Annotated in this window: 12 protein-coding genes; 5 read left to right on the forward strand and 7 right to left on the reverse strand. The window is 37.4% G+C overall.

The genetic code is table 11. The annotated features are described in order from the left end of the window. Nucleotides 1–14: 14 nt before the first annotated feature. Both envC and DES39_RS07135 read left to right on the forward strand, forming a co-directional pair. A complete protein-coding gene (envC, locus tag DES39_RS07130) occupies nt 15–1,229 on the forward strand; it encodes a murein hydrolase activator EnvC (protein WP_121145094.1) in 1,215 nt (404 codons plus the stop codon). Beyond that, the gene (locus tag DES39_RS07135; protein WP_170143362.1) at nt 1,226–2,053 is read left to right on the forward strand and encodes a divergent polysaccharide deacetylase family protein; all 828 of its coding nucleotides are present in this window, start codon (nt 1,226–1,228) and stop codon (nt 2,051–2,053) included. The genes envC and DES39_RS07135 overlap by 4 nt, the downstream gene beginning before the upstream one ends. A gap of 19 nt (nt 2,054–2,072) precedes the next feature. Here the strand turns inward: DES39_RS07135 and DES39_RS07140 are convergent, their stop codons facing one another. The 6 genes from DES39_RS07140 to lptC form a co-directional block, all read right to left on the reverse strand. Continuing rightward, a complete protein-coding gene (locus DES39_RS07140) occupies nt 2,073–2,444 on the reverse strand; it encodes a DUF805 domain-containing protein (protein WP_121145096.1) in 372 nt (123 codons plus the stop codon). Nucleotides 2,445–2,753: 309 nt separating this feature from the next. Next, nucleotides 2,754–3,614 (reverse strand): RNase adapter RapZ, encoded by an 861-nt coding sequence (gene rapZ, locus DES39_RS07145; protein ID WP_121145097.1) that lies wholly within the window; start codon nt 3,612–3,614, stop codon nt 2,754–2,756. 37 nt (nt 3,615–3,651) lie between these two features. After that, nucleotides 3,652–5,082 carry an RNA polymerase factor sigma-54 gene (locus DES39_RS07150; RefSeq protein ID WP_121145190.1) on the reverse strand — a complete coding sequence of 477 codons (1,431 nt, stop codon included), beginning with the start codon at nt 5,080–5,082 and terminating at the stop codon, nt 3,652–3,654. Further along, complete coding sequence (gene lptB / locus DES39_RS07155) at nt 5,082–5,807, reverse strand: LPS export ABC transporter ATP-binding protein (RefSeq protein WP_121145098.1); 726 nt, start codon at nt 5,805–5,807, stop codon at nt 5,082–5,084. The genes DES39_RS07150 and lptB overlap by 1 nt, the downstream gene beginning before the upstream one ends. Nucleotide 5,808: 1 nt before the next feature. Beyond that, complete coding sequence (lptA, locus tag DES39_RS07160) at nt 5,809–6,357, reverse strand: lipopolysaccharide transport periplasmic protein LptA (protein WP_121145099.1); 549 nt, start codon at nt 6,355–6,357, stop codon at nt 5,809–5,811. 11 nt (nt 6,358–6,368) lie between these two features. Continuing rightward, on the reverse strand, nt 6,369–6,953 hold the full coding sequence (lptC, locus tag DES39_RS07165) for an LPS export ABC transporter periplasmic protein LptC (RefSeq protein ID WP_121145100.1): 585 nt from the start codon (nt 6,951–6,953) through the stop codon (nt 6,369–6,371). 498 nt (nt 6,954–7,451) lie between these two features. On the opposite strand from lptC, the gene DES39_RS07170 reads away from it, so the two are divergent. After that, nucleotides 7,452–8,636 carry an efflux RND transporter periplasmic adaptor subunit gene (locus DES39_RS07170; RefSeq protein WP_121145101.1) on the forward strand — a complete coding sequence of 395 codons (1,185 nt, stop codon included), beginning with the start codon at nt 7,452–7,454 and terminating at the stop codon, nt 8,634–8,636. A 4-nt stretch (nt 8,637–8,640) separates the two neighbouring features. Then, nucleotides 8,641–10,605, forward strand: a complete 1,965-nt coding sequence (locus DES39_RS07175; protein WP_121145191.1) for a MacB family efflux pump subunit — start codon at nt 8,641–8,643, stop codon at nt 10,603–10,605. A gap of 51 nt (nt 10,606–10,656) precedes the next feature. Here DES39_RS07175 and DES39_RS07180 read toward each other — a convergent pair whose 3' ends face one another. Next, nucleotides 10,657–11,970 carry an MFS transporter gene (locus DES39_RS07180; protein WP_121145102.1) on the reverse strand — a complete coding sequence of 438 codons (1,314 nt, stop codon included), beginning with the start codon at nt 11,968–11,970 and terminating at the stop codon, nt 10,657–10,659. Between the two features lie 388 nt (nt 11,971–12,358). Here DES39_RS07180 and DES39_RS07185 point away from each other — a divergent pair, with 388 nt between their 5' ends. Then, a complete protein-coding gene (locus tag DES39_RS07185; RefSeq protein ID WP_121145103.1) occupies nt 12,359–13,399 on the forward strand; it encodes a tagatose 1,6-diphosphate aldolase in 1,041 nt (346 codons plus the stop codon). Nucleotides 13,400–13,412: the final 13 nt, after the last annotated feature.

A 13,412-nucleotide genomic window follows, 5' to 3' on the forward strand; every position in this document is an offset into this window, starting at 1 on the left:
GATAATCGATAACAATGCGCTCTATTTTCTTCAGCTTACTATTTATATTCAGTGGGATATTATTTGTTCTGCCGTATGGTCATGCTGATGATAAACAAGATCTACAATCTATTCGACAATCTATTCTTGAACAAGAAAAGAAACTCACCGCACAAAAACAGCAGCGTTCTAAAATTCAGGCTGATCTGAAAAAGCAAGAGATTGCAATTGCGGCATTATTAGCATCTTTAGATAAATCAGATCAACTTCTGCGTAATTTATCAGAAGAGATTGCTGAGCTTAGCCGACAAATTAATGACTTAGAAAAGCAACAGCAAGCACAACAAAGTATTTTGGCCAAACAGTTAGAAGGCGCATTTCGACTCGGTAAAACAAGTAGTATGGAACTAGTTTTCTCTGGTCAACAAAGTGATCGTAATGAACGTATTATTGCTTACTACGGATATATCAATATCGAGCGCCAAAATAGAATTAATCAGCTCAAGCAGATTCAGGCAGCATTATCCGAGAAAAGACATTTATTAGAACAAAAACATCAAACTCAGCAAATCTTACAAGTTGAGCAAAAGCAGCAACGAAATTCACTGGTGGTTAATCAAAAAGAACGACAAAAAACCATTAATGCACTTGATCAATCCATGCAATTAAATCAGCAAAAACTTGATGAGCTTAAAGAGAATGAAACGCGGCTTAAAGTACAAATTGCCAAGGCGGAGCAAGAGAGTAAGAAAGTTGCAGAAGATGAAGCAAAACAAGCTGATAAGATTAAAGATAAACAGAAAAACTATAACTATAATCCGACTAAAAACGAACGAGCACTGATGGCAAGAGTAAGCGGAATTGGCAAGCCTAATCACGAGTTAGAGTGGCCAGTATCGGGTAAGATTGTATATCAATTTGGTGAACCACAGCAGGGTGAGTTACGTTGGAAAGGGCTTGTTATTAGTGCTAAAGAAGGGACTAAAGTTAAAGCAATTGCTGATGGTCGCGTAATTTTAGCGAGCTGGTTACAAGGATACGGTTTTATCGTTGTTTTAGAGCATGGTAAAGGTGATATGACGTTATATGGTTACAATCAACGAGTATTAGTGAATGTTGGCGATAAAATTGTACAAGGGCAAGACATAGCTTTAGTGGGGAATACGGGAGGGCAAGGGAGCGCTTCGCTCTATTTTGAAGTTCGCCGGGATGGTAAAGCACTCAATCCAAGTGCATGGTTAAAAAAATGAAACAGTTAATATTATTCGTTCGTGTGATTTTAGTTTTTTTGATGATTATTCCGCTAGCGGATGCGGCAAAATTGGCTCTAGTGATTGATGATTTTGGTTATCGTGAGCATAATGAAGAACAGCTTATATTAATGCCTTATCCAATTACGATTGCAGTGCTACCCCATTCCCCTAATGCAGCTCATATGGCAACACTTGCTCATCAAAATGATAAAGATGTGATTATTCACTTACCGATGGCGCCAATGGGTAAGCAGCCTCTTGAAATTGATACGCTTTTTCCATCCATGAGCGAGTTGGAGATTAAGCGAATTATTGATGAGTCTGTTGAAAAAGTTCCTTATGCGATTGGTGTAAATAATCACATGGGCAGCTTGATGACATCAGATTTGGCGGGAATGCGTAAAGTGATGAGTAGCTTATCACCGTATTCACTATTCTTTTTAGATAGCAGAACGATAGCGAGAAGTCAGGCTATAATTGCTGCGCAAGAGTATCGCGTTGCTTATGCGACTCGGAATGTTTTTCTCGATGATTCTCAAGACGAACAGTCAATTGCTCATCAATTGGATATTGCGATCAGGTTTGCACAAAAACATGGCAGTGCGATCGCCATTGGTCATCCTTATAATGCAACGGTTAAGGTCTTGAAGGAAAAACTCATTCAATTACCCGATGATATTGAGCTAGTCAATGTAAGCAGCTTAGTTTTAGCACCCGAAAAAATTACATTAGGTGATTTAGCCGAACAGTATAAAAGAGAGATAGAGCAGAAAGTATTTGACTACATGTTGTTAAAACAAACTAATAAAAAACCGGATTAATCTCCGGTTTAATTTTAGATTACGCTTTAGGGTTTAGCCCATATTGATTCTCTATAGGCATAGAATCAAGAAACATAAACACTAATAAGATAATTGGTCCAACAATCGGGACAAAGATAATTAAGTACCACCAACCAGATCTTCCTGTATCGTGTAATCTACGCACAGTGACGGCAATCGTTGGAATAATAACTGCTGCGGCAAATATAAAATAAATAAAAACAACAATGCTTGCCAATGAGTGGCTGAAAGAACCGAAAATTCCAGCTAGAATCATGAGAACAAAAATCACAATCCAATTAAATAGCGTAAACATCCAAAACTCTTTACGACGAGCACGACCATTAAAATTAGCGTAATTATCTTTAATACATTTTAAATACCAATCCATTTCTTATCCTTTTTTATATTGTTAATTTTCAATAGAGATGTTATCTATTGCGTCGTTATTTTAATCGAAAAATAGTGAAAAATAAACTGAAACTAGCTAGGCTTTTTGCCATCATCTTATCGTGTGTTGTCTTAGAAATTAATCAAGATCAATTATGGCTTGTATGATGCTAGTGCTTTTTATTTAGCGATGACAACAGTTGTGAATGGGTAGTTTAGCTGAACAGTATTATCAATAGACGAACCAAAATAAAAATAAGTATTGCAAAAAACAGCTATCTTTTCATCAATTAAAAAGATAGCGTTGCTGTTACTTTTGATGCAAACCTTTTTCTAAGCTGCGGTGGCGGGTTTGCACTTGTTGACCATGAACATTAAATAATTTAGCCAGTTTTTCAACAATATAGACCGAGCGATGCTGACCGCCGGTACAACCAATAGAAATTGTGAGGTAACTGCGATTATTTTTTTGCAGTAAAGGTAACCACTGCTGCATATAGTTTGCGGTCTGGTAGATAAAATTGTTGACTTCCCAGTGCTTAGCTAAATATTGTTGTACCGCCTCATCTAAACCGGTTAGTGGCCTTAGACTTGGATCCCAGTGAGGATTTGGTAAAAAGCGCACGTCGAAAACAAAATCAGACTCGGTTGGTAATCCATATTTAAAGCCGAAGGATTCAAATATAATGGTCAATTCACGTTCTTTTTTACCTAAAATACGTTGACGTAAAATATCTGATAATTCGTGAACAGATAAATTATCACTGTTAATCATTAAATCAGCACGGTCTCGAAGTGGTTCAAGGTATTGCTCTTCTAAATCGATAGCTTCTTCAAGCGATCTCCCCTGTATGGCTAAAGGATGATTGCGCCTTGTTTCGCTATAACGGCGGATTAAGGTATTACGACTACTATTTAAGTACAGAATTTGTGGCGTAATCGATTTGGGTAGTTGTGTAATAATCTCACCAAATTGAATAAAACTTGCGGGTAGGTTTCGAATATCAATACTTACGGCAACGGGAGTTTTACTATCTTCTAATACTTTGGCAAGCTCGGGAAGCAGTATAATTGGAATGTTATCAACACAGTAAAATCCCATATCTTCTAATGCCCTTAAAGCAATGGATTTTCCTGAACCTGAACGACCACTTACTATCATTAATAGCATAATCTGAATCCTTTACTCTGTTAATTTGAAGGGTAGGTTATTTAAGCTGCTTACGTTGGCTTGATGGCGGAATCGATAAAGATTCTCGATATTTTGCTATCGTGCGCCTAGCAACTATCATACCTTGATCTTTTAATAGATTAGTTATTTTACTATCACTTAACGGTTTTTGGCTATTTTCGTTTTGGACTAATTTTTTGATTAAAGCTCGTATTGCTGTCGAAGATGCCTCGCCGCCGGATTTTGTTGTCACATGGCTCGAAAAAAAATATTTTAATTCAAAAATACCACGTGGACACTGTAAATATTTTAATGTTGTCACACGTGAAATTGTTGATTCATGCATATTAATCGCATTGGCAATGTCCGCTAATATCATTGGTTTCATGTGTTCTTCACCATATTCAAAAAAGTCTTGTTGATGATCGACAATAAACTGACTGACTTTAGTCAGTGTTTCATTGCGATTTTCGATGCTTTTGATTAACCAATTTGCGTTTTGCAACGATTGCCGAATATATTGCCCATCACTTTCATTAGAAATATTTACCATTGAAGCATAATGTTGGTTAATTTTAAGTTTTGGAAATGAATCATGATTGATTATGACATGCCACTTTTGAGAGACTTTTTTGACTAACACATCTGGGATGACATATTCTGGTGGTGAGGTATTAATCGACTCACCAGGATAGGGTTGCAATTGCTGTATAATATCAATGGCCTGTTTTAATTGCGCGGGTGTAATATTAAGCTGTCTAGTCAAAGATTTATAGTCTTTTTGGCCAAGTTGATCCAAATAGTCTTTAATAATACATGTTGCAAGTTTAATTTCATTAGTTATTGGTATTAATTGATTAATTTGAATTAATAAGCACTCTTGTAATGATCTTGCGCCGATACCTACTGGATCAAAATACTGTACACGCTTTAACACCGTTTCTACTTCATCAATTTCGATATCTTCATTACCTTGTTCTTCTAAAATATCCTGTAATGAGCAGGTTAAATAGCCTCTATCATCAATAGCTTGAATGAGCGAAACGGCAATTGTTTTATCTCGTTCGCTAAATGGACTCAAATTGAGTTGCCACATTAAGTAGTCATTAAGGGTCTGATGGGTTTCGCCTTGATAAAGGGAAAATTCATCATTACGATAGTCGGAATGCGTGCCTGATGGGGTTCCGGCTGTATAGATATCCTCTAAAGAGGCATCAAATGGAATATCTTCAGAAATTTCACGATTTTCCATCATTTCATATGTGTCGATGATATCTGTTTCGCTTTGCGCTTCTACTGTGATTTCCTCATAATGCTCGTCAATTTCGAGTAGTGGGTTATTTTCTAATGAAGTTTGAATTTCTTGACATAGTTCAAGAGTAGAAAGTTGCAACAGCCTAATGGCTTGTTGCAGTTGTGGGGTCATTGTCAGCTGCTGTGAAATCTTTAGTTGTAAACTCGGTTTCATCATAGCCTAAATTCTTCACCTAAGTAAACACGTATAACATGTTCATCGTTTAGGATATGATTTGGGCTACCTTCAGCAATCAAATGTCCCTTACTAACAATGTAAGCGCGTTCGCATACATCGAGGGTTTCACGCACATTATGATCAGTAATTAAAACACCAAGTCCTCTATCGCGTAGTGCTCTAATGATATTTTTAATATCAATAACCGAAATGGGATCTACACCGGCAAAAGGTTCATCTAGTAGAATAAACTTGGGATCAGCAGCCAGTGCTCTGGCTATCTCCACTCGTCGTCTTTCTCCCCCTGATAAAGCTTGCCCTATACTGTCGCGGATATGAGTAATATGAAATTCTTCGAGTAACGCTTGTGCTTTTTCGACTCGCTGCTCTTTTGTCAACGATTTGCGGGTTTCGAGAATAGCCATGATATTGTCAAAAACCGATAAACGCCTAAAGATAGATGCCTCTTGTGGTAAATAACCGATACCAATTCGAGAACGTTCGTGTAGCGGTAATAAACTAATGTCTTTATTATCAAGATAAATATTACCTGCATTCAGAGGCACAATACCTACTACCATATAAAATGTTGTAGTTTTTCCTGCGCCATTCGGTCCTAATAAACCAACTATTTCACCTGAGTTGACAGTAAGACTGACGTCTTCAACAACGCGGCGATTTTTATATACTTTCGCTAAATTGACTGCTTGTAGAGTGGCCATGTTATCGTTTTATCTCTTGGACTTGATTAGGAATGATTGTCGTTTTTACTCTGCTACCTTTATTTGCTTGTGCGAGAATTTTTTGCTGGTTGACATCATAAATAATTTTATTACTCACAATGTGATTATCTTGCTGTAATAACTCTGCATCACCAATTAGCGTAACACTGTTTTCTTTAACTTGATAAATTAATTGATTAGCATGGCCTATAATTGTCTGTTTTGGCGACTGGGCATTCATTTGTTTGAAATATACAGGACTGCCATTGGCGGTAATGATTTGGTTCTCTTTACTATTCATATCGGTAATGACGACCGTATGCGCTTTGACTTCCAAATTATCTTGAATGATAACGACATTCCCTGTAAAGGTAATGGTATTGTTTTTTAAATCTATCTGTTGATTATCGGCATCGATCGAAATTGGTTTATTGTTAATCGTTGCACTTGGTGATGTTTGAGCGTGTGATAATGATGATAGTAAACTAATTATTAGGCCAACTAACATAAATTTAATTTTTGTGGAACGAGAGGGAACATGACGTCTCATTAGTGGTATCCTTAGTTAGTTGGGCTCTGAGTTTGAATGTTGGGTGTATTATAATAAGTTTTTACATTTTCTAATATATCGGCTGTTTTATTTCTTAAATTACCGAAGAGGCCTGTACCTGTTGAGGTGAAATTTGTCCCTTCAATTGTTACAAAATCTTTAGACGTCACAACCTGAGTCGTTAAATCAACAGTCGCATTATCTGTGATAATTTTTTGTAATTGTGAATCGGGTAGAATATTTTGCAGTATCACATTGCCCTCAAGATATAAAAGTTTATCACGTGTTAATGTCGATTGATTTGCAGAAATGTGCCAAGTTTCTATCACGTCTCGATTATATAATGTAATATTTGGCATTTGAAATAATGTTTCGCCTTGACTGTCAAAATGTTTTACCTGGCTGGCAATAATTTTGTAACTTAAATTACCGACCGGATCATATATTGTTGTTTCCATCCGATCACTTTGATAGATAGGTTGAGTCGCTAAGTCAATTGTTTCAACCAAATTAGCATTGCTCTCTTCTCGTTGGTAATAATAAATACCGATAATTAGAATAATGAGTAAAATATAAATGATATTTTTTTTCTTCATTGCCAATGTGTGAGATCCTTATAATGAATATCTTACTGTATGCGCTAGCTATTGAGCCTATTTTACGTTAATTTTGCTTAAAATAATATCTTACATTAAACGGTTATGCGATTTTTATGAGTATTGTTTTTTACATTTCAGTTAAAACATCGATATGTGTTTTGATTGCACAATCAGCGATTTCAGCGTTAGGACTGCATCGTTTTCACATAACCAATTAGATTAAGTTGGCACACCTTGTTGATAAGCAAAAATAGAATACCGCACAATAGCTGGAATGCTTCCGGCAACATGGATAGTCATTATACAAAGAGGAAGTACTTGGCTAAGTAAATTTTTATCTAAATCGCTAAGCTGTTTTTATTATCATTACAATTTATTATTAGCTATTTACTGCAATAATTAGTTATATTACACGATAACACCAAAGATGGTATCGGTTTTTATCTCCTTAGTTGAGATATCTGTGGAAATTTATTTAGTTGAGGCTAGTTATTAATGACATTTTTGAGAAAAATAAAATTTAAATATATTCTTGTGTTACTAGTGATACTTATCATTATCTATGGCGTAAGTCGTCTATTTTTTACTGAGGAGTCAGATACGCGATATATTACGACTAAAGTTGAAAAAGGTCATATTGAGCAGACGGTACTCGCTGATGGGAAAATTAGCGCATTTAAACTAGTGAATGTCGGCGCACAAGTTTCGGGTCAGATTCAAAAGTTATATGTTCAATTAGGTGATAAAGTAAAAGCCGGGGACATGATTGCTGAAATCGATGACCTTAAACAAAAAAATGACTTAATGCAATCAAAAGCATCATTAGCAAGCTTACAAGCACAACGAACAGCAAAAGAGGCGAATTTAAAAAATTATCAGTTAACTTATGGACGCCAATTGAAATTGGTGAATAAAGGTGTTGGTATACAATCTGATTTAGATGCCGCTGAGGCGCAACTAGATGTTATTAAGGCGGATATCGCTTCGCTTGATGCTGATATTATCCGAGCTAAAATTGCAGTAGACACTGCTGAAGTTAATCTTGGTTATACAAAAATCACTTCACCGATTGATGGGATTGTGGTTGCAACACCCGTAGAAGAAGGTCAAACGGTTAACTCGGTGCAAAGTGCGCCAACGATTGTTAAAGTTGCCCAGCTTGATAAAATGACTGTAGAGGCTCAAATTTCAGAAGCTGATGTTATTAAGGTCAAAACGGGTATGCCTGTATACTTTACGATTCTGGGACGACCGAATATGCATTTTAGTGGTATGACTCTTCGCGCGGTTGAGCCAGCACCAACTTCGATTAATAACGAAACATCGACTTCAACCACAACGACTACTGCTATTTATTACAATGGATTATTTGATGTGGATAATCCTGAACATCTTTTACGTATTTCGATGACTGCTCAGGTTTACATTGTATTAGCTAATGCAGAAAATGTACTTTATATACCATCTACCTCGATTCAACAAAATTTTGGTGATGGCAAAGCAACGGTATTTGTATTAGATGATGGGCAAAATATTCGCGAAAAAGCGATTGAAATTGGTATTGATAATAATGTTAATGTAGAAGTCAAATCTGGGCTTGATTTGGGTGATACTATTGTGGTGAGTCGCTTGGATGGTGGTTCTGTCAGCAAGTCTAGAACGCCACGAATGGGATTTTAATGTGATGAATAACATTCCACTCATTGAATTAAAAAATATTGTTCGTGAATTTCCCGCAGGGGAGTCGACAATTAGAGTATTAAAAAATATTGATCTCACAATCAATGCAGGCGAGATGGTGGCGATTGTTGGTTCATCTGGTTCGGGTAAGTCAACACTAATGAATATATTAGGTTGCTTAGATAAAGCTACCAATGGCGTTTATACCATTGGAGGAAGAGAAACGAGTAAACTTACGCCTGACGAACTAGCCGAGCTACGGCGAGAACATTTTGGCTTTATTTTCCAGCGTTATCATTTACTCAATGCGTTAACCGCTGAAGGTAATGTTGAGGTGCCGGCAATTTATGCTGGATGCAAAAAAGCACAACGGCATCAAAAAGCAAGTGACATTTTAACAAGGCTCGGACTGGCAGATAAAATGCACAATAAGCCGACACAATTATCTGGCGGGCAACAGCAACGTGTTAGTATTGGTCGTGCTTTGATGAACGGAGGGCAAATTATTTTAGCTGATGAACCTACTGGCGCTTTAGATCAAAAAAGCGGTCATGAGGTCATGGCAATTTTGCGCGAATTGCATGGACAAGGACACACGATTATTATTGTTACGCATGATCCCAATATTGCACAAAGCGCGCAGCGGATTATTGAAATCAGTGATGGGCGAATTATTGCCGATACGCAAAACCCTGCGTTTGCGGTGAATGCTAATCAGCCTAATGAAGTTAAACAGATTGATATTACTAAAACACAAGATACCTTATCGGCAAAAGCAGATCGCTTTAAAGATGCCTTTAAAATGGCCATTTTGTCGATGCTTTCTCAAAAACTGCGTACATTTTTAACCATGCTTGGAATTATTATTGGTATTGCATCTGTTGTATCGGTGGTGGCGTTGGGAGAAGGTTCAAGACAGCAAATTTTAGCCGATATCAGTTCGATGGGAACGAGTACGTTAGAGATTTTTCCTGGTACCGGTTTTGGTGATCGTAATGCGGGGAGGATTAATACCTTACGTTCGGCCGATGCTGATGCGTTAGCGCAGCAGAGTTATGTTCATAGTGCAACACCGAATGTATCAACGAGTGTTTATTTTAGAAAAGATAATCAAGCACTTTCTGGCACGGTAAATGGTGTCGGCGAGCAGTTTTTTGCGGTTAGGGGCTATGATATCATGCAAGGTAAATTCTTCGATGCTAATAGTATTACTAATTCTGCTCAAGATGTCGTTATTGATGAAAACACAGTGAAACGCTTATTTCCTAATCAAGACCCTATCGGGCAAGTATTTTACGTTGGGCAATTACCCGTTAGGGTCGTTGGTGTTGCAACGCGAAAAAATCAAGGTTGGGGGAGCAATGAAAGCTTAAATGTATGGTTACCTTATTCAACGGTCATTAATCGTATGATTGGTCAAACGACGTTAAAGAGTATTACGGTTAGGGTAAAAGATAATATCGATCTCTCTGTTGCGGAGCAAGATCTTGAGCGTATTATGCTCAAAAGGCACGGAACCAGAGATTTCTTCATTTTTAATTCCGACTCGATTCGCCAAACGATCGAATCGGCAACAGCAACTATGACGCTATTAGTATCCGCTATCGCTTTGATTTCATTGATTGTGGGTGGTATTGGGGTAATGAATATTATGCTAGTGTCTGTTACGGAAAGAACACGGGAAATCGGTGTCAGGATGGCTGTTGGGGCAAGATCAAGCGATATTTTACAACAATTCCTGATTGAAGCTGTATTAGTCTGTTTAATTGGTGGAATATTGGGGATTTTATTATCTTTACTGATTGGTGGATTGTTTGCTTATTTTGTCACCACATTTTCGATGATCTTTTCATTATCAGCCATTATTGCCGCCTTTACATGCTCGAGTCTTATTGGGATTGTTTTTGGCTATTTTCCAGCTAAACGAGCAGCTGGTTTAGATCCTATTTACGCATTAGAGCGAGAATAAATACGTCACCACTATTTGATTTTATAAAATAGTGGTGAGCTTATTTCGTGATTACGTCATCTCTTTGGTGATATGTTTATTGATTAATAAAATAATGCCAATGATTGCCCCGAGTGCAAACAGTGAAATGACATAAAAGGCCGGTGCGAGTTTACTAAATAAATTGGTGAAAACTGACAGCAGTAATGGCGTGATGCCTCCGGCAATCGCATATGCCATATTAAATGAGAATGACACGCCACTATAACGCACTGCCGTTGGAAACGCCTTCACCATAAAACATGCAAATGAACCGACAATACCGACGCCAAAGCCAGCAAGAGGATATGTGATAAATAATAACTCAGCATGATGTTCAAGGGAAAAATAGAACCCTGCAATGGTGATAACGGCAATCATACTACCGATGATGATAATTTTGCCGAGCATAAATTTATCTGCTAAAACCCCATATACTGTGCAGCTGATAATTAAGCCAATGATGGCACAAGTATTGGCTTGTAATGATTCTGTTGCTGAGAAACCAAATTGCTGCTGTAGATAAATTGGTGCCATGAGAATAACAACCATAATACCTGCTGATAAAATCCACGTTAATAACATTGATAATAGCGTTTGTGGCAGGTAATAAATGAGAACGGTTAAGACCGGTAAGCGCTGAGTTGACTCGTGCGATTTACGTTGCTGCATCGCGATAAAAATCGGTGTTTCTTTTAACCAGCGACGCAAATACATCGCTAAAAAGCCAAATCCACCACCAATAATAAAGGGAATACGCCAGCCCCAAGTATTCATTGCCTCGCCAACAAAGATCATATTGATGGCAGTTGAAATGAGTGAGCCAAATAAAATGCCTAAACTGAGTCCACTCGTTAATATGCCACATGCTAGGCCAACACGACGAGGTGGTACATGCTCGGCAACAAATGTCCATGCGCCTGGCACTTCGCCGCCTACGGCGAGTCCTTGGCATAATCGCATTATCAACAATAGAATTGGTGCGGCATAATTAAGCGTAGCATAAGTCGGTAATAAACCAATACATAAAGTCGGTAGTGCCATGAGTAAGATACTTAATGTGAACATTTTTTTGCGACCAAATTTGTCACCAAAGTGTGCCATGACAATACCACCAAAAGGACGAATTAAATAGCCCGCTGCAAAGATGCCAAATGTCTGTATTTGGCTTAACCAACCCGGCATATCGGGTGGAAAAAACAAATGACCAATCGTCGTAGAGAAGAAAACAAAGATAATAAAATCATAAAACTCCAGTGCACCTCCAAGTGATGCGAGCGCAAGGGTTTTATAATCTTGTGCTTGTAATGGATGAGATTGTAATGTTGACGTGACAGAATGATCCATATGATATAACCTAGTTTTATAATTAGTATTGATTAAGTAATGAAAATCGTTTTAATTATTGCATTAGTAAGGAAAACAACACGATAAGTCAGTATCGAGGCAATAAAATTGATGCTAAATATACCTTAATTTACGACAATCTTCTAATAAGATTTGTTTTACCTATGTTTTGATTATCAATATTATGTGTTGGGTGATATTGTTGATTTTCGAGCAGCTGCTTTAAATGAGTAGGTAAATATAAACTCATATTTGATATCATCTACGGCCTTGCAAATAACATAATCAGCACTATGATGCTTAAAATAAGCACAATTTTCACCACTCTAGTCCAGTTATAGGTTTACACTATAAAAACATCCACTTATCAACATTAGGAGTATTGAACATGTCTAAAAAGAGAATCTCCCGCAGAAAATTTAATTGTATGCAGCAATTATCCAATCATGATGGCGTGATTGCCGCATTAGCGATTGATCAACGAGGATCAATGGTTAAAATGATGGAAAGTGCTGTTGGCAAAGAACGCTATCATGTTGATATGGTTTACGAGTTTAAAGAGTTAGTTTCTCAAGAGTTGACCAAGTATGTGAGTGCCATTTTATTGGATGAAGAGTATGGTTTTAAAGGAATGAATGCTAAAAATGCCAATTCAGGACTGATCCTATCATATGAAAAAACGGGATATGATGTGAATACACCAGGCCGTTTACCTGAACTTTTACCGGAAGAGTCCATTCAGCGTTTAATTAAGAAAGGGGCAGATGCGGCAAAAGTATTAGTTTACTATAATCCAGATGACCCAAAGGATATTTTAGATAAAAAACATGCTTTTTTAGAGCGATTAGGCGAAGAAGCAAGAGCGGTGGATTTACCTGTGTTTGTTGAGCCTATTGTGTATGATAATGAGATAATTGATGATAAAAGCCCTGAATTTGCGAAAATAAAACCTCGTAAAGTGATAAAAACCATTGAAGAGTTCACCAAAAAAGCATACCACATTGATGTATTAAAAGTTGAAGTGCCGGTGTTATTTAAATACGTAGCAGGATTTAACGACAATAATCCTATCGTTTATTCGCAAAAAGATGCCGCGAATTATTTTAAAGAAGCGAGTGATGCAACAACGCGCCCATTTATCTATTTAAGTGCTGGCGTACCGACTAAGACTTTCCATGAGGAGCTTATATTTGCAGGTCAATCTGGCGCAAAATATAGTGGTATTTTAGGCGGTAGGGCAACTTGGTTTGATGGCGTCGCTGCTTATGGAAAAGGCGGAAAAGCAGGGCTTCTTGAATGGTTAGACTCGGTTGGTCGCGATAATGTTGAGCATCTTAATAAAATTTTAACACAGTATGCACATCCTTGGTACCATGCTTATGGTGGCCTAGATAATATTGAGGTATTTGATATTAACTTAGCTGATTAACTGCTTGTCGTCA

Source organism: Orbus hercynius (assembly GCF_003634275.1).
Classification (GTDB): Bacteria; Pseudomonadota; Gammaproteobacteria; order Enterobacterales; family Orbaceae; genus Orbus; species Orbus hercynius.

Coding starts and splice junctions, on each gene's coding strand:
- DES39_RS07140 (WP_121145096.1), bottom strand. CDS start 2,444: ATGGATTGGTATTTAAAATGTATTAAAGATAATTACGCTAATTTTAAT.
- DES39_RS07170 (WP_121145101.1), top strand. CDS start 7,452: ATGACATTTTTGAGAAAAATAAAATTTAAATATATTCTTGTGTTACTA.
- DES39_RS07180 (WP_121145102.1), bottom strand. CDS start 11,970: ATGGATCATTCTGTCACGTCAACATTACAATCTCATCCATTACAAGCA.
- envC (WP_121145094.1), top strand. CDS start 15: ATGCGCTCTATTTTCTTCAGCTTACTATTTATATTCAGTGGGATATTA.
- lptB (WP_121145098.1), bottom strand. CDS start 5,807: ATGGCCACTCTACAAGCAGTCAATTTAGCGAAAGTATATAAAAATCGC.
- DES39_RS07135 (WP_170143362.1), top strand. CDS start 1,226: ATGAAACAGTTAATATTATTCGTTCGTGTGATTTTAGTTTTTTTGATG.
- DES39_RS07150 (WP_121145190.1), bottom strand. CDS start 5,082: ATGAAACCGAGTTTACAACTAAAGATTTCACAGCAGCTGACAATGACC.
- DES39_RS07175 (WP_121145191.1), top strand. CDS start 8,641: ATGAATAACATTCCACTCATTGAATTAAAAAATATTGTTCGTGAATTT.
- lptA (WP_121145099.1), bottom strand. CDS start 6,357: ATGAGACGTCATGTTCCCTCTCGTTCCACAAAAATTAAATTTATGTTA.
- DES39_RS07185 (WP_121145103.1), top strand. CDS start 12,359: ATGTCTAAAAAGAGAATCTCCCGCAGAAAATTTAATTGTATGCAGCAA.
- lptC (WP_121145100.1), bottom strand. CDS start 6,953: ATGAAGAAAAAAAATATCATTTATATTTTACTCATTATTCTAATTATC.
- rapZ (WP_121145097.1), bottom strand. CDS start 3,614: ATGCTATTAATGATAGTAAGTGGTCGTTCAGGTTCAGGAAAATCCATT.